At 64.7% G+C, this 23,973-nt stretch carries 25 protein-coding genes; 13 read left to right on the top strand and 12 right to left on the bottom strand.

Annotation, left to right across the window (positions count from 1 at the left end; all coding sequences use genetic code 11):
* Positions 1–35 precede the first annotated feature (35 nt).
* The 5 genes from AB7Z56_RS04530 to AB7Z56_RS04510 all read right to left on the bottom strand — a co-directional run bounded on the left by AB7Z56_RS04530 (position 36) and on the right by AB7Z56_RS04510 (position 4,658).
* Positions 36–1,280, bottom strand: a complete 1,245-nt coding sequence (locus tag AB7Z56_RS04530; protein ID WP_063980800.1) for an acyl-CoA dehydrogenase family protein — start codon at positions 1,278–1,280, stop codon at positions 36–38.
* Between the two features lie 95 nt (positions 1,281–1,375).
* A complete protein-coding gene (locus AB7Z56_RS04525) occupies positions 1,376–2,308 on the bottom strand; it encodes a helix-turn-helix domain-containing protein (RefSeq protein ID WP_063980799.1) in 933 nt (310 codons plus the stop codon).
* Between the two features lie 193 nt (positions 2,309–2,501).
* Positions 2,502–3,071, bottom strand: a complete 570-nt coding sequence (locus AB7Z56_RS04520; protein ID WP_063986058.1) for a DUF2147 domain-containing protein — start codon at positions 3,069–3,071, stop codon at positions 2,502–2,504.
* 32 nt (positions 3,072–3,103) lie between these two features.
* Entirely contained in the window at positions 3,104–3,766 is a 663-nt protein-coding gene (locus AB7Z56_RS04515; RefSeq protein ID WP_063980798.1) for a DUF3313 domain-containing protein, read from the bottom strand.
* Positions 3,767–4,019: 253 nt separating this feature from the next.
* Positions 4,020–4,658 carry a TetR/AcrR family transcriptional regulator gene (locus AB7Z56_RS04510; RefSeq protein WP_063980797.1) on the bottom strand — a complete coding sequence of 213 codons (639 nt, stop codon included), beginning with the start codon at positions 4,656–4,658 and terminating at the stop codon, positions 4,020–4,022.
* Positions 4,659–4,873: 215 nt separating this feature from the next.
* Between AB7Z56_RS04510 and AB7Z56_RS04505 the strand changes: the two genes are divergently transcribed.
* From AB7Z56_RS04505 to AB7Z56_RS04490, 4 genes are all read left to right on the top strand, one after another.
* Positions 4,874–6,424, top strand: coding sequence for an ABC transporter substrate-binding protein (locus AB7Z56_RS04505; protein WP_063980796.1), 1,551 nt, complete (start codon positions 4,874–4,876; stop codon positions 6,422–6,424).
* Between the two features lie 237 nt (positions 6,425–6,661).
* Positions 6,662–7,633, top strand: coding sequence for an ABC transporter permease (locus tag AB7Z56_RS04500; RefSeq protein ID WP_063980795.1), 972 nt, complete (start codon positions 6,662–6,664; stop codon positions 7,631–7,633).
* Complete coding sequence (locus tag AB7Z56_RS04495) at positions 7,630–8,469, top strand: ABC transporter permease (RefSeq protein WP_441256171.1); 840 nt, start codon at positions 7,630–7,632, stop codon at positions 8,467–8,469. Before AB7Z56_RS04500 ends, AB7Z56_RS04495 begins: the two co-directional genes overlap by 4 nt.
* Before the next feature lie 2 nt (positions 8,470–8,471).
* On the top strand, positions 8,472–10,091 hold the full coding sequence (locus tag AB7Z56_RS04490; RefSeq protein WP_063986057.1) for an ABC transporter ATP-binding protein: 1,620 nt from the start codon (positions 8,472–8,474) through the stop codon (positions 10,089–10,091).
* A gap of 18 nt (positions 10,092–10,109) precedes the next feature.
* Here AB7Z56_RS04490 and AB7Z56_RS04485 read toward each other — a convergent pair whose 3' ends face one another.
* Entirely contained in the window at positions 10,110–10,382 is a 273-nt protein-coding gene (locus AB7Z56_RS04485) for a hypothetical protein (protein WP_084794951.1), read from the bottom strand.
* Positions 10,383–10,839: 457 nt separating this feature from the next.
* Between AB7Z56_RS04485 and AB7Z56_RS04480 the strand changes: the two genes are divergently transcribed.
* The 3 genes from AB7Z56_RS04480 (at position 10,840) to AB7Z56_RS04470 (ending at position 12,259) form a co-directional block, all read left to right on the top strand.
* A complete protein-coding gene (locus tag AB7Z56_RS04480; RefSeq protein ID WP_187387912.1) occupies positions 10,840–11,013 on the top strand; it encodes a hypothetical protein in 174 nt (57 codons plus the stop codon).
* Positions 11,010–11,219: a hypothetical protein gene (locus tag AB7Z56_RS04475; protein ID WP_028148688.1), complete on the top strand. Its 210-nt coding sequence runs from the start codon at positions 11,010–11,012 to the stop codon at positions 11,217–11,219. Before AB7Z56_RS04480 ends, AB7Z56_RS04475 begins: the two co-directional genes overlap by 4 nt.
* A 104-nt stretch (positions 11,220–11,323) precedes the next feature.
* Positions 11,324–12,259 (top strand): AEC family transporter, encoded by a 936-nt coding sequence (locus tag AB7Z56_RS04470; RefSeq protein WP_441256170.1) that lies wholly within the window; start codon positions 11,324–11,326, stop codon positions 12,257–12,259.
* A gap of 30 nt (positions 12,260–12,289) precedes the next feature.
* Here the strand turns inward: AB7Z56_RS04470 and AB7Z56_RS04465 are convergent, their stop codons facing one another.
* Both AB7Z56_RS04465 and AB7Z56_RS04460 read right to left on the bottom strand, forming a co-directional pair.
* Complete coding sequence (locus AB7Z56_RS04465) at positions 12,290–12,577, bottom strand: hypothetical protein (protein WP_063986056.1); 288 nt, start codon at positions 12,575–12,577, stop codon at positions 12,290–12,292.
* Positions 12,578–12,703: 126 nt separating this feature from the next.
* Positions 12,704–13,045, bottom strand: coding sequence for a hypothetical protein (locus AB7Z56_RS04460; RefSeq protein WP_063980791.1), 342 nt, complete (start codon positions 13,043–13,045; stop codon positions 12,704–12,706).
* 120 nt (positions 13,046–13,165) lie between these two features.
* Between AB7Z56_RS04460 and AB7Z56_RS04455 the strand changes: the two genes are divergently transcribed.
* From AB7Z56_RS04455 to AB7Z56_RS04440, 4 genes are all read left to right on the top strand, one after another.
* Positions 13,166–13,486: a hypothetical protein gene (locus AB7Z56_RS04455; protein WP_063980790.1), complete on the top strand. Its 321-nt coding sequence runs from the start codon at positions 13,166–13,168 to the stop codon at positions 13,484–13,486.
* A gap of 224 nt (positions 13,487–13,710) precedes the next feature.
* Positions 13,711–14,436, top strand: a complete 726-nt coding sequence (locus tag AB7Z56_RS04450; RefSeq protein ID WP_063986055.1) for an outer membrane protein — start codon at positions 13,711–13,713, stop codon at positions 14,434–14,436.
* 166 nt (positions 14,437–14,602) lie between these two features.
* A complete protein-coding gene (locus AB7Z56_RS04445) occupies positions 14,603–16,759 on the top strand; it encodes a methyl-accepting chemotaxis protein (RefSeq protein WP_441256169.1) in 2,157 nt (718 codons plus the stop codon).
* Between the two features lie 135 nt (positions 16,760–16,894).
* A complete protein-coding gene (locus AB7Z56_RS04440) occupies positions 16,895–17,956 on the top strand; it encodes an MBL fold metallo-hydrolase (protein ID WP_231143827.1) in 1,062 nt (353 codons plus the stop codon).
* A 109-nt stretch (positions 17,957–18,065) separates the two neighbouring features.
* On the opposite strand, the gene aroQ is transcribed toward AB7Z56_RS04440, so the two are convergent.
* From aroQ to AB7Z56_RS04420, 4 genes are read right to left on the bottom strand one after another with little or no spacing between them, the layout of a single operon-like run.
* The gene (gene aroQ / locus AB7Z56_RS04435; protein ID WP_063980787.1) at positions 18,066–18,497 is read right to left on the bottom strand and encodes a type II 3-dehydroquinate dehydratase; all 432 of its coding nucleotides are present in this window, start codon (positions 18,495–18,497) and stop codon (positions 18,066–18,068) included.
* Between the two features lie 19 nt (positions 18,498–18,516).
* The gene (locus AB7Z56_RS04430; protein WP_063980786.1) at positions 18,517–19,797 is read right to left on the bottom strand and encodes a TRAP transporter large permease; all 1,281 of its coding nucleotides are present in this window, start codon (positions 19,795–19,797) and stop codon (positions 18,517–18,519) included.
* The gene (locus AB7Z56_RS04425; RefSeq protein ID WP_063986054.1) at positions 19,794–20,342 is read right to left on the bottom strand and encodes a TRAP transporter small permease; all 549 of its coding nucleotides are present in this window, start codon (positions 20,340–20,342) and stop codon (positions 19,794–19,796) included. The genes AB7Z56_RS04430 and AB7Z56_RS04425 overlap by 4 nt, the downstream gene beginning before the upstream one ends.
* A gap of 25 nt (positions 20,343–20,367) precedes the next feature.
* On the bottom strand, positions 20,368–21,396 hold the full coding sequence (locus AB7Z56_RS04420; protein ID WP_063980785.1) for a TRAP transporter substrate-binding protein: 1,029 nt from the start codon (positions 21,394–21,396) through the stop codon (positions 20,368–20,370).
* Between the two features lie 158 nt (positions 21,397–21,554).
* Here AB7Z56_RS04420 and AB7Z56_RS04415 point away from each other — a divergent pair, with 158 nt between their 5' ends.
* Positions 21,555–22,289 carry a GntR family transcriptional regulator gene (locus tag AB7Z56_RS04415; RefSeq protein ID WP_063980784.1) on the top strand — a complete coding sequence of 245 codons (735 nt, stop codon included), beginning with the start codon at positions 21,555–21,557 and terminating at the stop codon, positions 22,287–22,289.
* 198 nt (positions 22,290–22,487) lie between these two features.
* The gene (gene hemA / locus AB7Z56_RS04410; protein ID WP_028148697.1) at positions 22,488–23,717 is read left to right on the top strand and encodes a 5-aminolevulinate synthase; all 1,230 of its coding nucleotides are present in this window, start codon (positions 22,488–22,490) and stop codon (positions 23,715–23,717) included.
* The last annotated feature ends 256 nt before the right edge of the window (positions 23,718–23,973 follow it).

The following is a 23,973-nucleotide window of genomic DNA, read 5'->3' as shown; positions in this document are numbered from 1 at the left end:
TGGGCAAAGGGCGGATGCAGATACGACGCGTCGTCTCAGGCTCCTCCGCACGCGGTCAGTGGATCGTAATCGGGCCGCATCAGCATCGCGTGGAGCTGGCGCCGCCGAATGCCCATGTTGCCACCGTCGAAGATCGGCAGCGCCAACGCGTCCTGCAACAAGCGGCCGAACGGCGCCGCGTGATCATAGCTGTCGATGCCGACCACGCGCATCAGGTCGGTGATGACCCGCACCGCGGCTTCGGAGCCGAAGATTTTGGCCTGGATCGCGAGCTCGTCGGCGCCCGGTGATTGCGTATCGAGCGCATGGCAGGCCCGCCAGCTCAGGTAGCGCGCGGCTTCGATAGTGGTCTTGGCATCGGCGAGTGCATAGCCGACCGCCTGATGCTCGATGATCGCCTGTACCCCGCCGCGTTTCTCGGTGCGGGCAAAATGCAGTGCGAAGTCGAAGGCGGCCCGCATCATGGCGACGCCGAAGATGCCGACCAGCGCCGCCGTGCCGGTGAAGGCGGCGGACGCCAGCATCAAGCCGCCCCCCTCCTGCCCGAGCAGATTGCCGTGCGGCGCGGTGACGGCACGCAGGCTGAATTCCGGCACGAGGTGAGCGCGGTGGCCGATCGAATCAATGGCGCGTTCGAACACGATGCCATGCACCGGGCCTTCGACCGCAATGATGGAGACACCCTGCTCCGGTGGCGCGGCGGGATTGGTCCGGCACACCACGCACAACACGTCGGCGCCATTGCGATCCCACCCGGTGGCGGACGACACCCATTTCTTGCGGCCGTTGATGATCCAATTGCCGAGCTCGCGTTTTGCGGTGGTGCGCACGCCCTCGCCCGGCGGCGGTGCGGCAGCATTGGCGCTGCCGCCGGGTTCCGAGGAGCAGAAGCCCGCAAGCGGAGCGCCGCTCGTCTTCAGGAACGGTGCAAGCAGGCGGGCGCATTGCTCCGCGGTGCCACCAAGCAGAATTGGCAGCAGACCGAGCACCGTGCCGAGCATGGTCAGCGTCACGCTCGGATTCACGGCGTAGAATTCTTCCGCCAGGATCGCCATGTCGATGAGTCCGGCATTGTCGCCGCCCGCCGGCGCCGGAATGCATTTGCGCAGATAACCGGCAGCGACCATCGCCTCATAGGTCGGCTTCGTCGCGAGGAAGCGCTCTTCCGGCGTCGCCAGCAACTCGGCCTTGCCGGCGCCGGCCAAGACCTCCGCCGCGAATTTTCGCGATTGAAGCTGCAACGCGCGCTGCGCAGGTGAAAGCGTGAAATCAATCGCCATCGAACATCTCCCTCGCTCCGGCAGGTCACCAGGGTGAGCCGAGCGAGGGCGGAAAATCTTGGTCGGCAGCGACCTAATTCTTGGCTGGAGGTGAACTACTCGCCCTTCCCCTTCGTCCTGCGAAATTCGCGCGGGGCGAGGCCGTGGCTGCGCTTGAAGAGGCGGTTGAAGTGCGAGATGTCGGAAAAGCCGGCCTCATACGCGATCGTGGAGATGGTCTTGTGACGATGCTGCGCGTCGAGCAGGTCGCGGGCGCAGATCAGGATCCGCCGATCGCCGACATGCTCGCCGACGGAGCGGCCGGTCGCGACGAACAACCGGTGCACATAGCGCTCCGAGCAGCGGAACTTCCGGGCAAGCAATTCGGCATCGAGACCGGGATCGTCGCTGTGGCGGTCGATATGGTCGAGCATCATCGACAGCAGCACGGGCGCATTCACGCGCGCAACCGGCATTTCACCCAGCATCTCCGGTGCATGCGCGATCAGCTCGACCACATGCGTGCCGCTGCTTGCCGCAACGGCGGGTGCTGCCAGGCAAAGCTCGGCATAGCCCGCGAGCGTGCGCGACAACGCGCGGCCATTTTCCGTCCTCGACAACGCAAGCCGCGGAGAATCCGTAAAGCTCTTTGGCAGGTGCCGCCGCGGCACGGCAAAGCAAAAGAGGCGGAAGTCGCGGCCGTTGGCAATCTCGAACGGCTCGGTCGTATCGGCGACCGCGAGGTCGCCGGGCGCACAGACCTGCTCGTGTCCCCGCTGCGTCGTGCGGCCCAGACCCTCGAGCTGGAGATTGACGAAGCAGAGATCGTCCGTGCTTCGCGCAATATGGGGCCGCAGCCGGAGAACGCAGTGCCCTGTGGCTTTCACCAGCGAAATCTGGACCGACGCAGCGTCGGTACGCGCGATCGAACCTTCGAAGGGACGGTCGGCGATTTTACGCGGCTCGAGCCGGACAAAGGCCGCAGCGAGATCGTCGGCCCAACTGCCGAAGGGCCGATCGGCACGAGAGGGCTTGGCTGACCATTCCATAGGTGCGCCCCCGGAACGAGGAATTCGCGCGTGCAAATTCAGATTGGACGACCCAGCGGGACGGAAGGATAGCTTTTGGCGAACAACCGGTCAAATCTCGAAGGCGCGCAATATGCGACCGCCATCACGTCGTCATTGCGAGTGCAGCCGTCGGCGTACCGGAAACCACGTGAATGGTTAGAGAAGCAATCCGCTACTTGGCTTTGGCCTGTATCGGCTTCGGTGCCGGCACGGCGGCCCATTCCTTGTCGGCGCGGGGGCCGTTGAGATCGCCGGTGAGGCCGACGAGCTGGCCGGGCAGCACGTCGAGGGTCTGCTGCCAGGTCTGGGTCTGGCACAGGAACTTGATCAGGCAACCCCTGAGCTTGAGGCGATCGGCGGAGTCGCGCCACAGCGAGACCGAATAGGATTTGCCGTCCTCGGCATTGTAGATCTCGCCGGCAAACTGTCCCTCCGGCGTCGCCTGCAAACCCATGATGAGCTGATGGCCGAGCAGCGCGCGGGCGCGTTTGTCGGGATCGGGATTCTCCTTGTCGCGATAGGGCTGGCCGCGCTTGTCGGCCGGTTCCTTCATCCAGACGATGAAGCCGCAGATGCGGTCGCGCGACGGCCCGCAGCGCTCGAGCCTGATGCGCGCGCGGCCGTCCTGGACGAGCCAGGTGCCGCTGGGGTCGGGCGGCGCCGCGGCGCCGGCGCGGCCGCCAAACACCATCATCAGGATCGTGATCGCAACGCGCAGCACGAAGCGAAGGACAATGTTCATCTGCGGCACCTTTCGTTGGATGGGTCGCGGCGTCAGTTCAATTGCGCCATCAGCGCGTCGGCGCCCTTGTCGAGGCCAGCGGTGGCGGCGGCGAGCGCGCCGGCGGTGGCCTTGATGTCGTAGGCAGCCGGGTATTGCTTGGTGACGTAGGCGGAGAGCAGGCGCGCGGCGGCGGCGTCGAAGATCTCGACGCCGTAGATGACCGAGCCGGTCATGGTGCCTTCGCCGTCGCGCGCGGCCTGCACGCCGTTGTAGACGGCGCCGGCGACGTCGAAGCGGGAGAGCGTGCCGAGCACCGGCGTGTTGGCGACGGCGCCGGTGAGTGTCAGCCTGATCCGCAGCGTCTCCGGCCCACGCTCGCGCACCAGCGCGAAGCGGCCGCGCAGACCCTCGGCGAAACGGTTCTGCATGTAGGCGGCAAGCGTCGCCTTGTCCTTGTCGGACATGTCGCCGAACTGGTGATCCCTGCCGCGATAGACCACGACCGGTTCGAGGATGACTTTGTTATAAGCGCGCCAGTCGACCGGCGTGGAATAGCGGTAGGGCACGCGGCCGGAGGCGTCCGACTTGTCCGGAGCCATGTAGGCTGAGGACGCCATCCCGGAATACGGCACGGGCGCGACGGTGGCGCAGCCCGCGACGGCTGCGCCGAGCAGCAGCGTTCCCAGACCGCGCAGGGCGATCGAGCGATTCATTCCAGACTCCTCTAGCGGCTTGCTGCCCAGGCAGTGGCGACCGCAGCCGCGTACGGGACCAGACGCGGCTGCGGCGCTCACCAGTGCCAACCCAAGGCTTCGTCCGGGGCCATCTCGGAAGCCTTGAGTCGTCTCAGTGTGTCGATTTATAAAACCGACTAGACGGTTTGTAAAGTTCAAAAACGCGGGCATGGCACATTTGGCCGCAGGCGCGGCTTTGGGCAGCGATCGGCGGGAAATCGTTAACGATGAATCAGGCGCGCTTGCGCGGCGTTGCGGCCTTTGCCGCCGAAGGCGCGCCGGATTTGGCGGTGCGCTTGGCGCCCGGCTGCGCGAGGCCGGTCCACTGCGCGTCGTCGAGCAGACGCGCGAACAGCCGCTGGTGCTCGTCCTTGCTGAGCGGTGACATGCCGAACAACGAGCTCAGCAGGAGTCCCATCGCGCCGGCCCAGCGCAGCATCGCGAGATCAGGATCAGTGGCCTCTTCCCTGATCGCCGCCATCCTCTCCATCTCGCGCTCGCGCGGCAGCGCCATCAGGCTCGGATTCTCGACCATGGCCGCAACCAGCGCCAGCGCGGCAGAATTCGGCGAGGTGGCCGCTTCGCGCACGGTCGCGAGCTGGGTCGCCAGATTGGGATTCGCGGAGGTCGCGCTCACCTTTGCCATGGTGCTGGTGGCGAACTCCTCGAAATGCGCCATCTGCCGGTCGAGCAACGCCTTCAGCACCGCTTCTTTGGTGCGGAACTGATGCATCACGCCGCCCTTGCTGAGTCCGCTCTCGCGCGCGATCGCATCCAGCGTCAGCCGGCCCGGCCCGGCGCGCGCGATGATCGCGATGGCCGCTTCGAGTGCGGCGTTACGGGATCGTTCGGAGCGGCTGGCATTGTCCATGGCCGACTTGTCTCCGTGACAAGACAATGAATCAAGTGAAAACAGGACGCGCTGTACATTTTTTGTGCGAACACTGTCGAGACTTTCATCTTGCGGCCCCGAATGAGACTGTGTGAGCCTCGATACCGGATGGGGACTGGGATGGGCCGGCCGGAGCTTTGCGCGCCATGACGTGCGAAGCGTTCTCGGCCGGTCTCGCTTGAGAAAGATACGACATGCCAAAACGAGTGTTGCTTGGTGCCCTCCTGGCTTGCGGCCTCACGGCCTCGGCGCTGGCGCAAGAGCCGAGGACGGGGGGCGTGATCAACGCCGTGATCCAGCCCGAGCCGCCCGGCCTGATGCTTGCGCAGGTCCAGAACGGCCCGACTCAAATGGTCTCGGGCAACATCTTCGAGGGCCTGCTGCGCTACAGCCCCAAGCTCGAGCCGCTGCCGGAGCTTGCCGAAAGCTGGAGCGTCAGCGAGGACGCCAAGACCTACACCTTCAAGCTCAAGAAGGGCGTGACCTGGCATGACGGCAAGCCCTTCACCGCCGCCGACGTCCTGTTCTCGATGGAGATGCTGAAGCAGACGCATGCGCGTGCCCGCACCAATCTGGCGCAGGTCGACAAGATCGAGACGCCGGACGACTATACGGTGGTGTTCACGCTGAAGCAGCCGTTCGGACCGTTCCTCGGCATCTTCGAGGTCGGCTCGATGCCGATGGTGCCGAAGCATCTCTATGAAGGCACCGACTGGAAGACCAACCCCTACAACAACGCGCCGGTCGGCACCGGCCCCTTCATGTTCAAGGAGTGGCAGAAGGGCTCGTTCATCCGCCTGGTCAAGAACCCGAACTACCACGAAAAGGGCAAGCCCTATCTCGACGAGATCTACTGGCAGATCATTCCCGACGCCGCCGCGCGCTCGGTGGCGTACGAGACCGGCAAGGTCGACGTGCTGCCCGGCGGCTCGGTCGAGAATTTCGACGTGCCGCGGCTGTCCAAGCTGAAGGACACCTGCGTCACCGGCGCCGGCTGGGAGTTCTTCTCGCCGCTCGCCTGGCTATGGCTCAACAACCGCCAGGGTCCGCTCGCCGACAAGCGGGTGCGGCAGGCGATCATGTTCGCGATCGACCGCGATTTCGCCAAGGACGTGATCTGGAACGGGCTCGGCAAGGTGGCGACAGGCCCGTCCGCCTCGACCATAAGGTTCTACACCGACGACGTGCCGAAATACCCTTACGATCCGGCCAAGGCCAAGGCGCTGCTGAAGGAAGCCGGCTACAAGGGCGAGAAGATCCGCCTGCTGCCGCTCGCCTATGGCGAAACCTGGCAGCGCTGGGGTGAAGCCGTGAAGCAGAACCTCCAGGACGTCGGCATGAACATCGAGACGATCGCCACCGACGTTGCCGGCGGCAACCAGAAGATCGGCGACTGGGACTACGACATCGCCTTCACCTATCTCTACCAGTATGGCGATCCCGCGCTCGGCGTCGGCCGCAATTATATCTCCAGCAACATCGCCAAGGGGCAGGTCTTCAACAACGTCGAGGGCTACTCCAACCCGGAGATCGACAAGCTGTTCGCCGACGGCGCGACCGCGACGCCGGACTCGAAGCGCAAGGAGATCTACGAGAAGGCGCAAAAAATCCTGGTCGAGGACGTGCCGGTGGCCTGGATGCTCGAACTGCAATTCCCGACCATCACCCGCTGCAAGGTCAAGAACCTGATCACCACGGGGATCGGCGTCAATGACGGCTTCAAGGACGCATGGCTGGACAAGTGATGACTGCCCTCTTCACCTCTCCCCGCTCGCGGGGAGAGGTCGAATGTGCGCATAGCGCACATTCGGGTGAGGGGGAGTCTCCGCGAGTCCAACTATCACCGTCCCCGCGGAGAGTCCCCCTCACCCCAACCCTCTCCCCGCATCCGCCTTCGTCGAGGCTTCGGCGGACAAGAGCGGGGCGAGGGAGCCCAGTGTCTCCGTGGCTCCAGGTCACGCTACAAGAGATGACTCTCTAATATGCTCTCCTTCGTCGCTCAGCGTATCGTGAAGGGCGTGATCGTCCTGCTCGCGATCGTCGTTCTCAATTTCTGCCTGATCCGGCTTGCGCCCGGCGACCCCGCGGTCGTGATGGCGGGCGAGGCCGGTGCCAGTGACCAGGTCTTCGTCAAGCAGCTCCGGGAAAAGTTCGGCCTCGACAAGCCGCTGCCCGAGCAGCTCTTCATCTACGTCAAGGGCGTCGTCACGCTCGACCTCGGCTTCTCCTTCCGCCAGCAGGCGCCGGTCGTGAAGCTGATCGGCGAGCGGCTGCCGGCGACGCTGCTGCTGACACTGACCGCATTCGCGATCTCGCTCATGCTCGGCGTTCTCTTCGGCACCTTCGCCGCGCGCTTTGCCGGAACCTTCCTCGACACGGCCATCACCGTGTTCGCGCTGATCTTCTACGCCATGCCGATCTTCTGGGTGGCGCTGATGGGAATCCTCCTGTTCTCGGTCACCATGGATTGGCTGCCGAGCTTCGGCTACGAGACCGTCGGCGCCAACCTCACCGGCATTGCCCACGCAGTCGACGTCGCAAAGCACCTGATCATGCCGGCGATGACGCTCGGCCTGTTCTTCATGGCGACCTATACCCGCATGACGCGCGCTTCGATGCTGGAGGTGAAGCGCCTCGACTTCGTCAAGACCGCGCGCGCCAAGGGCCTTTCCGATGCCGTGATCCAGCGTCGCCACGTGCTGCGCAACGCGCTGCTGCCGGTCGTGACGCTGGCCGGTGTGCATTCCGGCACGCTGATCGGCGGCGCCGTCATCACCGAGACCGTATTCGCCTGGCCCGGCATCGGGCGTCTGATGTACGACGCGCTGCTCCAGCGCGACTACAACCTCCTGCTCGGCGTCTTCGTGATCTGCTCCGCCATGGTGCTGATCTTCAACCTCATCACCGACCTCGTCTACCGCCTGGTCGACCCGCGCATCGAATTCGCTTCATGAAACAGTTCTGGAAATCGATGCTGAAGAGCCCGAGCGGCGTCGTCGGGCTCGTCATCCTTGTCCTTGCGATCTCGATCGCGGTGTTCGGGCCGATGCTGTTCCCGAATTCACCCTGGCGCATGGTGCAGCGGCCGTTCCTGCCGCCCTTCACGCTCTCGACCGTGCCACTCGGCACCGACGCGCTCGGCCGCGACGTGTTCGCCGGCATGATCTTTGGCGCGCGCGTCTCGCTGCTGGTGGGTCTCGTCTCAACGCTGGTCGCGCTGGTCGTCGGCGTTCCCATTGGCGCCATGGCCGGCTATTTCGGCGGCAAGGTCGACGACGCCCTGATGCGCTTCACCGAGTTCTTCCAGACCATTCCGAGCTTTGCGCTCGCGATCGTGCTGGTCGCGATCCTCCGGCCCTCGATCTATTCGATCGTGGCCTCGATCGCGGTGGTGAGCTGGCCGCCGGTCGCCCGCCTCGTGCGCGGCGAGGTGCTGTCGCTGCGCACGCGCGAATATGTCCAGGCCGCGGTGGTCACGGGCCAGAGCAACACCTGGATCATCCTGCGCGAGATCCTGCCCAACGCGCTGTCGCCGGTGATCGTGCTGGCCTCGCTGATGGTGGCGACCGCCATCCTGCTGGAATCCTCGCTGGCGTTCCTCGGGCTCGGCGATCCCAATCTGATTTCCTGGGGCTACATGGTCGGCGCCGGCCGCACCGTGATCCGCCAGGCCTGGTGGATCACCGTGTTTCCCGGCGTCGCCATTCTGATCTCGGTGCTCGGGCTGAACCTGATCGGCGAAGGCCTCAACGACGCGCTCAATCCGCGCCTGTCGCGGGAGGGCCGCTGATGATGACCGCCCCGCCCGCCGTCTCGATCAAGAATCTGCGGATCGCGCTGCCCAAGGGCGCCGAGCGTCCGTTCGCGGTCGACGGCGTTTCGCTGGATTTGCGGCCCGGCAAGATCGTCTGCGTCGTCGGCGAATCCGGCTCCGGCAAGTCGATGTGCGCGCATGCGCTGATGGGCCTTCTGCCTGATACGGTCACCGTCACCTCCGGCGAGATCCAGTTCGAAGGCCGCGACCTGCTCAAGCTCGACGACGACGGCTGGCGCGATCTGCGCGGCCGCCGCCTCGCGATGATTTTTCAGGAGCCGATGACCGCGCTCAATCCGTTGATGCGGATCGGCGACCAGATGGCGGAGATGTTCGAGGCCCACGGCCTGCTGACGCCGAAGGAGCGGCGCGCCAAGGCCCTATCGCTGGCGCGCGAGGTCGGCCTGCCCGACCCCGAGCGCATTGTCCGCGCCTATCCGCACCAACTCTCCGGCGGCCAGCGCCAGCGCGCCATGATCGCGATGGCGCTCGCGCTCGAGCCCGCAGTGCTGGTCGCGGACGAGCCCACCACCGCGCTCGACGTCACCACGCAGGCGCAGATCCTGAAACTGATCCGCAACCTCCAGCGCAACCGCAACATGGCGGTGATGTTCATCACCCATGATTTCGGCGTGGTCGCCGACATCGCCGACCAGGTCGTGGTGCTCAGGCATGGCAAGGTCGTCGAGGAAGGCCCCGCTAGCTCCGTCTTCAACAATCCGCAGCATGACTACACCAAGGCGCTGCTCGCCGCCGTGCCGTCGATGGACCCGCCGGCGCGCGAGCCGCTCGATGACCAGGCCAGGGCCGTCGAGGTGATCGGGCTGGACAAGACCTACGTCACATCAGGCGGTTGGTTTCGCGACGACCGCCGCGTCGATGCCGCGCGCGAAGTCAACTTCAACATCCTCAAGGGCGAGACGCTCGGCCTCGTCGGCGAATCCGGCTCCGGCAAATCGTCGGTAGCGCGTCTGGTGATGCGACTGATCGAAGCCGACCGCGGCACGGTGCGGATCGGCGAGACCGATCTCACCTCGCTGTCGGGCAAGGCGCTCCGCGCCGAGCGCCATCGCATCCAGATGATCTTTCAGGATCCGTTCGCCTCGCTCAATCCGCGCCGCAAGGTCGGGCACATCATCGCCGACGGTCCGATCGCAGCCGGCATCGATCCGAAAGTGGCGTTCGACCGCGCCCGCGATCTCCTCAAGATGGTCGGACTGGACGCCGGCGCGCTCGACCGCTACCCGCATGAATTCTCCGGCGGCCAGCGTCAGCGCATCGGCATTGCGCGCGCGCTCGCGCTCGAACCCGAGATCATCGTCGCCGACGAAGCCGTCTCCGCGCTCGACGTCTCCGTGCAGGCGCAGGTGTTGCGACTGCTCGAAGACCTCAAGGCGCGCCTTGGCCTCTCGATGCTGTTCATCACCCACGATCTGCGCGTCGCGGCGCAAATCTGCGACCGCATCGCGGTGATGCAGCGCGGCGCCATCGTCGAATTGAAGCCGACCGCACAACTGTTCGCCGCGCCGGAGCACGCCTATACGCGCGAACTGCTGGCGGCGGTGCCCGGGCGGAAAGAGCCCGCGCCGGCGGCGTGAGTCGGCCGATCGCGGTTGCTACTTGCCCGGAGGGTTGGTGTTCTTCCAGGTGGGGACTGAGTTGGTCACGCCGACCGATGGTTGATTAGACGTTCCGACCGACGGCGCCGTGACGGTCCCGACGGTCTGTCCGGAGCTTCCATAGGTCGTGCCTTGCGTTGCTGGCGCTCCGGAAAGACCGCCCGTGTTGCCTTGGGTGCCCGCCGCAGACGTCTGCGCGCCTGCAGCGAATGGCGATGCCGCAAATCCGACCGCGATAAGTACCGCAATCGAGCGTCTCGTTCCTGTCATGGCTAATCCTTTCGGGCGCGGTGTCTCAGTCGCGTCGGCCGTTCGCTCGTCGAACCACTCGTGCACTGAGCAATCTTACAACTCCACGCGCGTGAAAATGTGCCGCAATACGATCACACTGCAGGGCCTGGCGCTCCATCACGATAGCGCGACGAGCAGCTCCAGCCGAACAGGGGCGCACGGGCGCACTCCCGGCGCATTGGCTCGCCGCCGCACGGAGGATGCTCGCATGTCGTGCCTTGCTTGCAGCGGTCCCGGGACGCAAGCAGCGCGCGCCGGCAACGTCAGGCCAGCGCATCAGCCAAGGTATTCCGCTCCTCTTCGGGCGACGGAACACTCACGGGCTTTTTATCCCTCGTGACCGGCCGCACAGATGCGAAACAGAGGCCGACACCCCAGATTCGCATGGAATGATTTCCATCATCTGATGATGGACTTCCGATCCATTGGAGCCGATATGGGCCAGGTTATTCAGTTTATCTCGAAATCCGAGCGCGAGCGCGTTCGCCTCATTCAGGAGGCACGCGCGATCTACGACAGCATTTTTCCGCCGGCTGATCCGAGCGGCGAGCCGCAGGGCAAGGCGACGATCGGTCGCGCGGCCAACGGCGACGCAGGAAATCTGGCGTGATCAAGATCATCGCTGTGCTCTGCAGCCTCTCCTCTCCGGCAAATTGTCACGAGCAGATCGTCACCACCTCGGACTTCGCCAACGTCTCGATGCAGTCCTGCCTGATGGGCGCGCCGCAGCTCGCCGAATGGATGAACCAGCATCCGGCCGAACGCCTGGCTGGATGGCGCTGCGTGTTCGGTCAACAGACCGGCAGGGGCGCCTGAGGCCACAGGCCGTCTGGTCGAGGACGGCGCCATCCAGTTGAACCGTGACGAGCATGCATCGCCAGGCTAGAATGGCGACGCTGCTTGGCAGAGGGGGACGCCGGATGGAGGTCGCCAGCCTCGTTCTTCCCGTGTTCGCAATCATCGTCACCGGCTGGCTTGCCGGCGAACTCGGTTATCTCTCCCGCTCGCTTGCGGACGCGCTGGTGCATTTTGCCTACAACGTGGCGATGCCGGCGCTGCTGATCGTCACGATCGCCCAGGAGCCGGCGCGCAACCTGCTGGAATGGCGCTTCCTGCTCGCGTTCGGCGGCGGCTCCCTCCTCTGCTTCGCGCTGGTCTTCCTGGCGGTCCGTGCGGACGGCAAGCACGACCTCGCCAGCAGCACGATCCATGGCATGGCGGCGGCCATGACCAATACCGGCTTCGTGGCGCTCCCGATCCTGCACGCGATCTACGGCCAGCCCGCCGTCTTGCCCGCCGCGGTGGCGACGGTGTTCGTCGCCGGCGTGATGTTTCCGCTCACGGTCATCCTGCTGGAAAGGGACGTGCGCAGCCCTGCCCATTCCGCCGGGCTGGTGAAGCAGATCCTGCTCAATCCGATGGTGCTGTCGACGCTGATCGGTCTCGTCTGGGCGATCACGGGCTTGCCGATTCCGGCGCCCGTCGCGGCCTATCTGAACATCATTGCCGCCGCGCTCACGCCCTGCGCACTGTTTGCCATCGGGCTTGGCCTGTCGGTCGACGGCCTGCGATCCAACCTGAAAGCATCGTTCGCGCTCGCGACCGTGAAGCTGGTGGTGATGCCGCTGATCGTCTACGGACTTTGCGTGGTCACTGGCCTCAACCCGCTCTACACGGTCGCCGCCGTCATATGCGCGGCCGTGCCGACGGCGAAGACCGTCTATGTGCTGGCGCACGAGCACAAGGTCGAGGAGAAGCTGGTCGCGGCCACCGTCTCGGTCACGACGATGCTGTCGGTCGCGACATTGCTGGTCGCGCTCTGCCTGCTCTCAGGCCTCGCGCCGGGTGTGCGTTGACAGTCGCCGGCGCGCCTGGCGGCGTGTTCTCTATCTCGTGGTGTTGCTCCAGGTCGGCACCGAATTGGTCACGCCGACCGACGGCCAATTGTACGATCCGATCGAGGGCGCCGTGACTGTCCCGACCGTCTGTCCGGACGACCCGTAAGAGGTCCTGGGCTGCGCGACCGGCAATGCGGCGGCGCCATAGGTCGGGGCCACCACGCTCGTGCTGTAGTGATGCCGGCTCGGCCGGGCCTTCTTCGCTTCGGCTGCAAAAGGCGCGGCAAGCAGTCCGACAGTGATGAGTGCGGCAATGGCGGGTTTGATGCTTGTCATGGCGGTTCCCTTCATTGGCTGCGAGCCCATTGTGCCATGTGTTCATTCAACGCGGAATTTCCATGGGTACCCGTTCATAACTTCGTGCACGCCCGAATGTGCCTGACCCGGACACCGCTGCCGTGGTCATCGTCGCTTCGGACGACATGCCTTGCGGCCATGTCGCTCCTTGACTGTCGCGACGGAGTGCATCAGCGCCTTGAAGGCGACGATCGCCGGATCGTCAGCGAGCGCGTGGTCGGGCCGCGACTCCAGATGCTCGACCACGGCCAGCAGCGCGTCCGCGATCTGTCCGATCTGCTTGCCGTAACCGGCGACATCCGACAGCACGTCCTTCTCGACATCTGGCGCCGAGGATTGCCCCACCGTGATGTTGACGAGACCGAACTGGCCGCCGGTGGGACTGAAGAACGACGGATAAATGGACTGGACGACATCCCCCGACAGGGGCAGCTTGAACACAGGCATGCGATTTCGCCTCGCTGACGCTCGACCGGCATGGACACACTATCACGACCACTCGCCTTCGGATGGACCCGAATCAGCGCTAGTGCATTGCCTTCAGTGACTTCCCTGGACGCAAGCAGCATGACCGGCCCCGAACTGAAGCAGCTCCGCAACGACCTTTCCGATGCCCTCGAGCGCAAGCTCACCGCGGCCGACATGGCCAAGCTTTGCGGACTGCCGGAGAAGGGCGGCGCCGACACCATCCGGCGCTGGGAAGTGAGCGGGCCGACGCCGTCCGCAACCAAGGTGCTGCGCGTGCTGGCGATGGCGAGCGAGCGCTATCCGATCATGGAGAAGTTCGACGTCTTCGATCGCCACGACGTCCGCGAGGAAGACCGGCCTGCAAGGCGCGCGGCCTTCCGCGCGCAGATGCGCGATGAGGTACGGCGGCGGCTTGGTTAACGAGAGACATGCGCAAGTTACCCGAGACGTGCGACGTTAAGCCTTCCTTCACCACTTCTTAAGCCGCCATTAAGCACGAAAATCATTTACAGCCCAATAAGTTAGGTTGGCTGTCGCTGTGCCACGGATGTGACAGCATTTTCGTCAAAAGCGAGCTATCTGCAAAACCAACGACGGCGCGGACAGCGCGTCTGCCGGGGACCAAAGTGCTGGAGTTCAAGACGATGAAGAAGATTTTGTTTGCGACCGTTGGGCTGCTCGTGGTGGGCGCTGCCGCGCCGGCCGTCGGCGCCGATCTCGGCAACCGCAACTATTACAAGGCGCCTGCGCCGGCCTATGCCGCGCCGATCTACAACTGGACGGGCTTCTATGTCGGCGGCCATGTCGGCGGCGCGTTCTCCAGCGACAACAATTTCAACGGCCTCTCCACCGGCAACAACGGCAACGGCCGTTTCCTCGGCGGCGTGCAGGTCGGTGCTGACTGGCAGTTCAACCCGAACTTCCTGGTCGGCGTCGAAGGCCAGTATTCCTGGCTCTCCGGCAGCGTCGGTGCGGCGTTCCCGGGCGGCGTCGCCTACAGCAACGACCAGCGTGGCCTCGGCTCGATCACCGGCCGCGTCGGCTACACCTGGGGTCCGGGCCTGCTCTACGTGAAGGGCGGCTACGCCTATTCGGACAACAACGAGAAGGTGACGATTGGCGGCGTGCCGACCGGCTTCATCATCGATGGCGATCACCGCAACGGCTACACCGTCGGCGCCGGCCTCGAATACATGTTCGCCCCGAACTGGTCGGCCAAGGCCGAGTACCAGTACTACAATTTCGGCGACGCACACTTCACCGCGGGCCCGCTGGTGGGCACCGGCAACTTCACGACCGACGACCACACCTTCAAGGCGGGCGTCAACTACCGCTTCAACTGGGCCAATTCGGCGGTCGCGCGCTACTGATCGCGCCTCAAAAATCTCTTCGCAATCAAGGGCCGGCAATTCTGCCGGCCCTTTCTTTTTTCGCTGTGCGGAACAGGCGCAACCGATTGTGCAACTTGCGATTTTTTAACCCGACCCAGGGATACTCCGCGGCGAAAATATAAAGATCACGCGTGGGGGAATTTCGATGGCGATCCGTCTGGGTCCTGGCCGTGTCCTTGGCCGTCTCAAGCCTCGTTTCAAGATGCCAAGGTGGGGCGTGCGCGGCAGCCTGTTCGCCGCCTTCGCATTGATCGCCGGCATGGGCCTCGTCATCGCAGCCGGCGCCGGCTTCGTGTTCAATCACCTCGGCGCGACCATGATGGATCTGAGCGGCCGCGACATCCCGCGCCTCTCCGCCAGCCTGCAGCTTGCCTCGCAAAGCGCGACGCTCGCGGCGCAAGGCCCGGGCCTGCTGGCATCGCCCTCCGACGAGGCGCTGAAGGAACGCACCAAGAGCGTGAAGGACATCCAGCAGCTCGCCATGGCCAAGCTCGGCGAGATCATCGAGCTCGGCGCCGACAAGCAGATCGCAACCGCGCTGCGCGACACCGCCAAGAGCATCGACGAGGCGACCCAGAGCCTGGTGTCGGCCGCGCGCGAGCGGCTCGAGACCGGCGCGCTGCATGACAAGCAGTATGAGGCGCTGCGCAACGCGCAGCTCACCTTCGTCGGCGCGGCCGGTCCTGCGATGCTGGACGCACAGACACGCTTGAACGCGATCCTCGGCGCGGCGGAAGTTTCCGCCGATGATGCGACTGAGGCCGCCCGCACCGTCTCCCAGGTCGCGACAATCTCCGCCAACGGCAATCTCATGGCCGCCGACATGATGGCGGCGCTGTCGGCCAACAATAGCGACACGCTGGAAGCGATCGAGAAGGAGTTCAAGGCGACGCGCGACCGCGTCAAGTCGAACCTCGAGGATCTCCCGAACATGCCCTCGATGCAGACGGTGCGCGACGCCGTGCAGAAGCTGTTCGCCTTCGGCGAGGGCAAGACCGGCGTGTTCAAGATCCGCCAGAAGGAGCTCGACGCCATCGACTACGGCCAGACCATTCTGGACGAGACCCGCAAGCTCAATGTCGGTCTCGGCATCAGCGTGCAGCAGCTCGTCGACGGCGTGCAGAAGGAGACCAACGCGTCGACCTTCCAGGCGCGCCAGGAGATCTCGCTCGCCACCACCGCGATGCTGGCGCTGGGCGCGCTGATGCTGGTCGGCTCGGCGCTGTTCGTCTGGCTCTATGTCGGCCGCAACATCCTGCGGCGGATCGGCGCGCTGCATCAGTCGATGCAGCTGCTCGCGAACGGCGACCTCGAGACCGAGATCTACCGCTCGAAGCACCACAATGACGAAATCTCGGTGATGGCGAACACGCTGCAGGTGTTCCGCGAGAGCATGATCGAGGCCCGCGCGATGTCGAGCGAGCAGGACAAGGACCGTGTCGCCAAGGCCGAGCGTGCCGCGCGCATGGAAGCGAAGATCGCCGAGTTCGAGGGCGCGGTACGCAACGCGCTCGACAATCTCGCGCAGTCGGCCAATTCGATGCAGTCCACCGCGCAGAGCATGTCGAACACCGCCGACCAGTCCAACGCACTGGTGAACGCGGTTGCCTCCGCCGCGGAGGAAACCTCGGTCAACGTGCAGACCGTGTCATCAGGCACCGAGCAGCTGTCGTCCTCGATCGAGGAGATCAGCAAGCAGGTCGTCACCTCGGCCGCGATCGCCAGGAAGGCGGTCGACGAGGCCGGCGCCACCGACACCACGGTGCAGAGCCTTGCCGACAGTGCGAGCCGCATCAGCGTCGTGGTCGACCTGATCCAGACGATTGCGTCTCAGACCAACCTGCTCGCGCTCAACGCCACCATCGAGGCGGCGCGCGCGGGCGAAGCCGGCCGCGGCTTCGCAGTGGTCGCCTCCGAGGTGAAGAGCCTCGCGAGCCAGACCGCCAAGGCGACGGAAGAGATCCGCACCCAGATCGCCAGCATGCAACAAGTCACCACCTCGGCGGTCGGCGCCATCCAGGGCATCGGCCGGATCATCGGCGAGATCAACGACGTGACGACGACGATCGCCGCCGCGGTCGAGGAACAGGGCGCAGCCACCCGCGAAATCGCCCGCAACATCCAGCATGCCGCCGGCGGCACCAGCGAGGTCTCGAGCAACATCATCGGCGTCTCCACGGCGTCCGCGGAAGCCGGCGCGGCGGCGAGCCAAGTGCTTGGCGCCTCCGACGCGCTCCGCCGCGAAGCCGACATGCTGCGCGGAGAGATCGACGCGTTCCTCAACAACATGCGGGCGGCGTAAGCCGCCGGCCCGTAGCCCGGATGGCGCGCGGCGTAATCCGGGTTACGGAAAACTGCTGGTATGACCGCCATGCGGAGACCACGGCCCGGCCTTTTTCGGCTGGCGCCCCGCGCCCGGCGGGTTTAAGCCGGTAGCATGAACCCGAAAACCGACACCGTGCAGTCCTCGGCCGAGGCCCTGCGCTATCCCTGGGAACAGCATCCCGGCCCCGAAGAGATCGTCGAGGTGCGTCCCGGCGTGTTGTGGGCGCGGCTGAAACTGCCGTTCCGCCTCAACCACGTGAACATCTACCTGCTCGCCGACGGCGACGGCTATGCCATGATCGATGCCGGCTTCGGCAACGAGGAGACGATCGAGGCCTGGACCAGACTGTTCGAGGGGCCGCTGAAGGGCGTCAACATCACGCGCCTGATCGTCACGCATTCGCACCCCGATCACGTCGGCCTCGCGGGCTGGATCGTCGAGCGGTTCAACTGCCCGCTGGTGATGACGCAGGTCGAATATCTGCAATCGGTCTACCACCAGAACCGCGGCACCGAGGAGCGGCGCGAAGCCCAGCGGCTGTTCTTCCGCCGCCACGGCATGGACGAGTCGCTCACCGAAAAGCTGCTCGGCCGCGGCCAGGATTATCTCAAGCGCGTCTCGGTGCTGCCGCCGTCCTACCGCCGCATCTCGCATGGCGACGAGGTCGTGATCGGCACGCGCCGCTTCAAGGTGATCACCGGCGGCGGGCACGCGCTCGACCAGGCGATGCTGTATTGCGCCGACGACAAGCTGTTCCTCTCCGCCGACCAGGTGCTGAGCAAGATCTCGCCCAATGTCAGCGTCTGGGCGGTCGAGCCCGACCAGAACTCGCTCGGCGAATATCTGGCCTCGCTCGCGAGCCTCACCACCACCCTGCCCTACGATCTGCTGGTGCTGCCCGGCCACGGCGTGCCGTTCTATGGTCTGAAGACCCGCATCAAGCAGCTCGCCGATCACCACGAGGAGCGCTGCCGCCTGATCGCGGAAGCCTGCAGCGAGGTGCCGCAGACCTCGCGCGCCCTGGTGCCTGTCGTGTTCAACAAGCACGTGCTTGACGAGCACCAGATGGGCTTTGCCGCCGGCGAACTCGTTGCGCACGTCAATTACATGATCGTCGAGGGCCGGCTGACGGCGGAGACGAAAGACGGCGTGCTCCAGTTCCGGACGACGTGAGCCACGGCGTCATGGCCGGGCTTGTCCCGGCCATCCACGTTCTTTCGAGAAGAAACGAGTTCGCGGATGCCCGGGACAAGCCCGGGCATGACGAGTTTGTGGAAGCGGCTCACTTCATATTTGCGATCGCGTGCATCGCCGCGACGTAGCCGAACGGGCCGAGCCCGCAGATCACACCGGTTGCCACGAACGAGATCTTCGAATGCCGGTGATATTCGTCGCGGGCATGGATGTTGGAGATGTGGACCTCCAGCACCGGGCCTTCGAATGTCTTGATCGCGTCCATGATCGAGACCGAGGTGAAGGAAAGACCGGCCGGATTGATGACGATCGCATCGGCATCCTGCCGCGCCGACTGGATCAGATCGACCAGCACGCCTTCATGGTTGGACTGGTGGAAGGCGAGCTTGAGCCCGAGCTTGGCAGCCGCTTCCTCGCAGCTTGCGTTGACCTGGTCGAGCGTGGTCGTGCCGTAGATGTGCGGCTCGCGGATGCCGAGCATGTTGAGGTTGGGACCGTTGAGGATCATCACGCGCTTCATGGACAGGTCCTTCTAGAAGTTAGCCACCGAACCATTTGGCCGGGCCGGTGACGAGAACGGGAAACAGCGTCAGCAAGGCTAGCACGACGAGCTGCGCGATCATGAAGGGCCAGACGCCCCGGATCAGATCATCCATCGAGACGCGGGCAACGCCACAGACGACGTTGAGCACGACGCCGACCGGCGGCGTGATCAGGCCGATCGCGTTGTTGATGATGAAGAGCACGCCGAAATAGACGGGGTCGATGCCGGCCTGCTTGACGATCGGCATCAGGATCGGCGTCAGGATCAGGATCGTCGGCGTCATGTCCAGCGCGGTGCCGACGATGACGACGATGATCATCAGAACGAAGGTGAGGAGGGTCTTGTTGCCCGCGAACGGTTGCACGAGCGCCACGATCTGGTCGGAGATCTCGGCAACCGTGATCAGCCAGGACGATACCAGCGCCGCGGCGACGAGGAACATCACGACAGCCGTGGTCTGCGCGGTCGAGACCAGCAGCGCCGGCAATTGTGCCGGCCTGAGCTCGCGATAGACGCCCATCGCCACCACCAGCGAGTAGACGGCGACGACGACGGCCGCTTCCGTCGGCGTGAAGATGCCGAAGCGCAGGCCGAAAATGATGATCATCGGCAGCATCAGGGCCCAGAAGCCGTCGATCAGCGCGCGCCAGATCTCAGTGAAACTCTTGCGCGGCAGGCGCGCCGGATTCTCCTTGCGCACCACCCACCACCAGGCAAAGCACAGGCCGACGCCGAGCAGCAGGCCCGGCACGATGCCGGCCAGAAACAGCTTCGAGATCGAGACATTGGCGGCGACGCCGAAAATGACGAAACCGATCGACGGAGGAATGACGGGCGCGATGATCCCGCCGGCAGCGACGAGGCCAGCCGCACTGGCGCGATTGTGGCCGGCGGCGGCCATCATCGGCACCAGGAGCGCACCGAGCGCCGCGGCGTCCGCGACCGCCGAGCCCGAGAGTGAGGCCAGAATGCATGACGTCAGGATCGCGACATAGCCGAGCCCGCCGCGGAAATGGCCGACCAGCGCGATCGCGAAGTTGAGGATGCGGCGCGCCAGCCCGCCGGTGTTCATGACTTCGCCGGCGAGGATGAAGAACGGCACCGCCATCAGCGGGAAGGAATCGACGCCGTTGATAACGTTCTGCGCGATGATCTGGGAATCGAACATCGCCAGATAGGTCATCAGCGCGATGCCACAGATGATCAGCGCAAACGCAATCGGCATCCCGATCGCCATGGCGCCGAGCAGCGAGAAGGTGAAGACGGCGACAGTCATGCCTGCTGCTTTCCGCTCGCGGCGCCAGGAGAATGCGGGAGCTCCTCGGACTCGCTGATGGCGATCAGATCGGCATCGGCGACCTGCCCGGTCACGAGCCGATAGAGCTCGTGCACGATGATCACGCAGGAGGAGGCGCCGAACACGATCCCGGCAGCGTAGAACAGGCCGACCGAGAGCCCCGAGGCGGGCGCCACCGTATCCCAGTTCAGCACCGTCTGCTTCCAGGAGCCCTCCGTCAGCAGCACGGAGGCATAGAGCATCAGCGCGTGGCTGAGGCCGTAGCAGACCTTGCGGCCGAACGGCGACAGCACCTTGACGAGGCTATCGACGCCGAGATGGGCATGCTCCTTCAGGCCGATGATCGCACCCAGAAACACCATCCACACGAACAGCCAGCGCGACAGCTCTTCCGAGATCGCAATCCCGGAATTGAAGCCGTAGCGCAGCACGACGTTGCCGAACACCAGCACCACCATGGCGGCGAGCAGCACCGCGATCACCGCGCGGAGCAGCCAGAAATAGGCGTCGACCATCGTTTTCATCATGTCCGTCCTGCTGCGCGTCGGCTTACGGCTTCAGCGCGTGCACGCGGTCGAGTTCACTGTTGAACAGCTTGACGATGGCGGGGTCGTAGTCGGCCGAGAATTTTTCCGCGATCGGCTTGGTCTTCTCGCGCATGCGATCGAGCTCGGCGGGTGCGATCTCGTTGACGGCCATGCCCTTGGCCTTGAGCTCGTCGATCGCGGCAGCGGCCTGCTCGCGGCTGACCTTGCGCTGGTAGTCGCGTGCCTCGATCGCCGCGTCCTGCAAAATCTTCTGCTCGTCGGGCGAAAGACCGTCCCAGAATTTCTTGCTGATCAGGATGATATTGGTCGAATAGGTATGATTGGTGACGCTGAGATATTTCTGCACCTCGAAGAACTTGTTCGACAGGATCACGGAGAACGGGTTCTCCTGGCCGTCGACGGTGCCCGTCTCCAGCGCGCTGTAGAGCTCCGAGAAACTCATCGGCACCGGGTTGGCGTTGAAGGCCTTGAAGGTCTCCAGATAGACCGGGTTCGGGATCACACGGATCTTGATGCCGCCGAGGTCCTCGCCCTTGGTGATGGCACGCTTGCTGTTGGTGACGTTGCGGAAGCCGAGATCCCAATAAGCGAGACCAACCAGCCCCTTCTCGGGCAGCTTTGCCAGCAGCGCCGCGCCGAGCGGACCATCGAGCAGGGCGTCGGCCTGCTGCGGCGTCGAGACGATGAAGGGGAAATCGATCAGGCCGTAATCCTTGACGATGCCGACCAGCGACGTCGTCGCCGGCGACTGCATCTCCTGGGTGCCGGCGCGCAGCGCCGATTGCTGCTGCATCTCGCTCCCCAGCTGGTTGGCCGGATATTCGCGCACCCTGAGCTTGCCGCCGCTCTTGGCCGCGACGATCTCGGCGAATTTCTGCACGCCTTTGCTGACGGGATGGTCGGTGTTGTTGAGGTGCCCCCAGCGGATGGTGCGCTCCTGAATGGCCTGCGCCGAGGCCGGCCCCATCGTGCCCAAGGCGACCGCGCCGATCGCCGCCACCAAAGCCAGACCTTTGAACCGAACGGGCATCGCCCCCTCCCCTGTTGATCTCGTTCTTAGGGGCGGGAACGTCTTATATGACGAATTATAAATCAACCTATATTTTTGATTTTATATGATGTTACAAGAAACGCTTGATAAAGTTACGAAATTTGGCAAAACGCAAGTCCAAAGCGCTAGGATGAGGCATGGACACCCTTCCCGACACGACCGCCGAGACGGTGGGCGACAGCGCCTATCGCCGCATCCGCACCGACCTGATCTTCGGCAAGCTGACGCCGGGGCAGAAGCTGAAGCTCGAGCGGATGAGCGGCGCCTATGGCACCAGCATCTCGACGCTGCGCGAGACGCTGAACCGGCTGTGCTCGGAAGGTTTTGTCGTCGCCGAAGGCCAGCGCGGCTTCGAGGTCGCGCCGATCTCGGCGACCGAATTCCAGGAGATCGCGGAGCTGCGCGAGCTGCTCGAGAGCCACATGATCGAGAAGTCGTTCGCGGCCGGCGATCTCGACTGGGAAGCGCACATCGTCTCGGCGCATCACAAGCTCGCGGCGATGGAGCGGTTGCTACTGTCAGGCGAGCGATCCGATGCGGAGAGCTGGAAACAGTGCGATTTCCAGTTTCATCGCGCGCTCGTCGCGGCCTGCGGCTCGAAGGTGCTGCTCGATGCGCATGCCGCGGTCTATGACCGCTATCTGCGCTACCAGATGATCGCCGTGGTGTTCCGCGGCGAGATGGCGGCTTCCGAGCATCGCGAGCTGAAAGAGCTGGCGCTGAAGCGCGACGCCAAGGGCGCGAACAAGGTGCTGCACACCCACATCCATGATTGTGTGGCGCATGCCTTGCGCAATTCGGATTGGTTAAAGCCGGTGGCCGCCGTCAAGGACGCGCGGAGCGAGCCGCGCAGGAAGGCCAAGGCCGGGTAGACCCGCACCGCCGCCAATGGTGCAAAGCAACATTGCCTCTCGCGCGAACTTGATCGGGATCAAGTTTCAAATCGCACGATAGGGCATTTTGCCCAAATGCTCCCCATGCCCAAATGTGGGATAGCGCATAGACTCTAGAGCTGGAAAAGCTCTAAGAAGATGCGCCCTTTTTGGTCAGTTCCGTCTTAGGTTTTGCCGATGGATTACGCCCAGTTCTTCAATACCGCCCTCGATCGTCTCCACACCGAGCGGCGCTACCGCGTGTTCGCCGATCTCGAACGCATCGCCGGCCGGTTCCCGCATGCGCTCTGGCACTCGCCGAAGGGCAAACGCGACGTCGTGATCTGGTGCTCCAACGATTATCTCGGCATGGGCCAGCACCCGAAGGTGGTCGGCGCCATGGTCGAAACCGCGACCCGCGTCGGCACCGGCGCAGGCGGCACCCGCAACATCGCCGGCACCCATCATCCGCTGGTGCAGCTCGAGGCCGAGCTCGCCGATCTCCACGGCAAGGAAGCGTCGCTGCTGTTCACCTCGGGCTATGTCTCGAACCAGACCGGCATCGCGACCATCGCGAAGCTCATTCCGAACTGCCTGATCCTGTCGGACGAGCTCAACCACAATTCGATGATCGAGGGCATCCGCCAGTCCGGCTGCGAGCGCGTCGTGTTCCGCCACAACGACCTCGCCGACCTCGAAGAGAAGTTGAAGGCCGCAGGTCCGAACCGGCCGAAGCTGATCGCCTGCGAAAGCCTCTATTCGATGGACGGCGACGTCGCCCCGCTCGCCAAGATCTGCGATCTCGCCGAGAAATATGGCGCGATGACCTATGTCGACGAGGTCCATGCCGTCGGCATGTACGGCCCGCGCGGCGGCGGCATCGCCGAGCGTGACGGCGTCATGCATCGCATCGACATTCTCGAAGGTACGCTGGCCAAGGCGTTCGGCTGCCTCGGCGGCTATATCGCCGCCAACGGCCAGATCATCGACGCCGTGCGCTCCTACGCGCCGGGCTTCATCTTCACCACCGCGCTGCCGCCGGCGATCTGCTCGGCCGCGACCGCCGCGATCAAGCATCTGAAGACCTCGAACTGGGAGCGCGAGCGCCACCAGGACCGCGCCGCCCGCGTCAAGGCGATCCTCAACGCCGCCGGCCTGCCTGTGATGTCGAGCGACACCCATATCGTGCCGCTGTTCATCGGCGATGCCGAGAAGTGCAAACAGGCATCCGACCTGCTGCTGGAACAGCACGGCATCTACATTCAGCCGATCAACTATCCGACGGTGGCCAAGGGCACCGAACGCCTGCGCATCACGCCCTCGCCCTATCACGACGACGGCTTGATCGATCAGCTCGCCGAAGCGCTCCTGCAGGTGTGGGACCGCCTCGGTCTGCCGCTCAAGCAAAAGTCGCTGGCGGCGGAGTAGGCGTTTCTCCACCCTCCCCTGGAGGGGGAGGGTCGGCTCACATTGAGCGCAGCGAAATGGGAGACGGGGTGGGGTGACAGTCTCTCCACCTCTGACGCTGCTCGTGTGGAAAGATCACCCCACCCCGCTCGCGCTGCGCGCGATCGACCCTCCCCCTCCAGGGGAGGGTAAGCGGGATCCGCGTTCGCCCGCACCTTAACGACAACCCCAATTCCCGCCCCGGTAGGGCATTTCGCTGTCGCTTGCGCCCGCCCAA

Origin of the sequence: Bradyrhizobium sp. 482_C4_N1_8 (genome assembly GCF_052075965.1) — a bacterium.
Taxonomy (GTDB): domain Bacteria; phylum Pseudomonadota; class Alphaproteobacteria; order Rhizobiales; family Xanthobacteraceae; genus Bradyrhizobium; species Bradyrhizobium barranii.
This window is presented reverse-complemented; position numbering and strand designations above follow the sequence as displayed.

What these genes read in the sequence shown, in the direction of transcription:
- AB7Z56_RS04530 (WP_063980800.1), bottom strand. Translation starts at nt 1,280, where the DNA reads ATGGCGATTGATTTCACGCTTTCACCTGCGCAGCGCGCGTTGCAGCTT.
- AB7Z56_RS04525 (WP_063980799.1), bottom strand. Translation starts at nt 2,308, where the DNA reads ATGGAATGGTCAGCCAAGCCCTCTCGTGCCGATCGGCCCTTCGGCAGT.
- AB7Z56_RS04520 (WP_063986058.1), bottom strand. Translation starts at nt 3,071, where the DNA reads ATGAACATTGTCCTTCGCTTCGTGCTGCGCGTTGCGATCACGATCCTG.
- AB7Z56_RS04515 (WP_063980798.1), bottom strand. Translation starts at nt 3,766, where the DNA reads ATGAATCGCTCGATCGCCCTGCGCGGTCTGGGAACGCTGCTGCTCGGC.
- AB7Z56_RS04510 (WP_063980797.1), bottom strand. Translation starts at nt 4,658, where the DNA reads ATGGACAATGCCAGCCGCTCCGAACGATCCCGTAACGCCGCACTCGAA.
- AB7Z56_RS04505 (WP_063980796.1), top strand. Translation starts at nt 4,874, where the DNA reads ATGCCAAAACGAGTGTTGCTTGGTGCCCTCCTGGCTTGCGGCCTCACG.
- AB7Z56_RS04500 (WP_063980795.1), top strand. Translation starts at nt 6,662, where the DNA reads ATGCTCTCCTTCGTCGCTCAGCGTATCGTGAAGGGCGTGATCGTCCTG.
- AB7Z56_RS04495 (WP_441256171.1), top strand. Translation starts at nt 7,630, where the DNA reads ATGAAACAGTTCTGGAAATCGATGCTGAAGAGCCCGAGCGGCGTCGTC.
- AB7Z56_RS04490 (WP_063986057.1), top strand. Translation starts at nt 8,472, where the DNA reads ATGACCGCCCCGCCCGCCGTCTCGATCAAGAATCTGCGGATCGCGCTG.
- AB7Z56_RS04485 (WP_084794951.1), bottom strand. Translation starts at nt 10,382, where the DNA reads ATGACAGGAACGAGACGCTCGATTGCGGTACTTATCGCGGTCGGATTT.
- AB7Z56_RS04480 (WP_187387912.1), top strand. Translation starts at nt 10,840, where the DNA reads ATGGGCCAGGTTATTCAGTTTATCTCGAAATCCGAGCGCGAGCGCGTT.
- AB7Z56_RS04470 (WP_441256170.1), top strand. Translation starts at nt 11,324, where the DNA reads ATGGAGGTCGCCAGCCTCGTTCTTCCCGTGTTCGCAATCATCGTCACC.
- AB7Z56_RS04465 (WP_063986056.1), bottom strand. Translation starts at nt 12,577, where the DNA reads ATGACAAGCATCAAACCCGCCATTGCCGCACTCATCACTGTCGGACTG.
- AB7Z56_RS04460 (WP_063980791.1), bottom strand. Translation starts at nt 13,045, where the DNA reads ATGCCTGTGTTCAAGCTGCCCCTGTCGGGGGATGTCGTCCAGTCCATT.
- AB7Z56_RS04455 (WP_063980790.1), top strand. Translation starts at nt 13,166, where the DNA reads ATGACCGGCCCCGAACTGAAGCAGCTCCGCAACGACCTTTCCGATGCC.
- AB7Z56_RS04450 (WP_063986055.1), top strand. Translation starts at nt 13,711, where the DNA reads ATGAAGAAGATTTTGTTTGCGACCGTTGGGCTGCTCGTGGTGGGCGCT.
- AB7Z56_RS04445 (WP_441256169.1), top strand. Translation starts at nt 14,603, where the DNA reads ATGGCGATCCGTCTGGGTCCTGGCCGTGTCCTTGGCCGTCTCAAGCCT.
- AB7Z56_RS04440 (WP_231143827.1), top strand. Translation starts at nt 16,895, where the DNA reads ATGAACCCGAAAACCGACACCGTGCAGTCCTCGGCCGAGGCCCTGCGC.
- aroQ (WP_063980787.1), bottom strand. Translation starts at nt 18,497, where the DNA reads ATGAAGCGCGTGATGATCCTCAACGGTCCCAACCTCAACATGCTCGGC.
- AB7Z56_RS04430 (WP_063980786.1), bottom strand. Translation starts at nt 19,797, where the DNA reads ATGACTGTCGCCGTCTTCACCTTCTCGCTGCTCGGCGCCATGGCGATC.
- AB7Z56_RS04425 (WP_063986054.1), bottom strand. Translation starts at nt 20,342, where the DNA reads ATGAAAACGATGGTCGACGCCTATTTCTGGCTGCTCCGCGCGGTGATC.
- AB7Z56_RS04420 (WP_063980785.1), bottom strand. Translation starts at nt 21,396, where the DNA reads ATGCCCGTTCGGTTCAAAGGTCTGGCTTTGGTGGCGGCGATCGGCGCG.
- AB7Z56_RS04415 (WP_063980784.1), top strand. Translation starts at nt 21,555, where the DNA reads ATGGACACCCTTCCCGACACGACCGCCGAGACGGTGGGCGACAGCGCC.
- hemA (WP_028148697.1), top strand. Translation starts at nt 22,488, where the DNA reads ATGGATTACGCCCAGTTCTTCAATACCGCCCTCGATCGTCTCCACACC.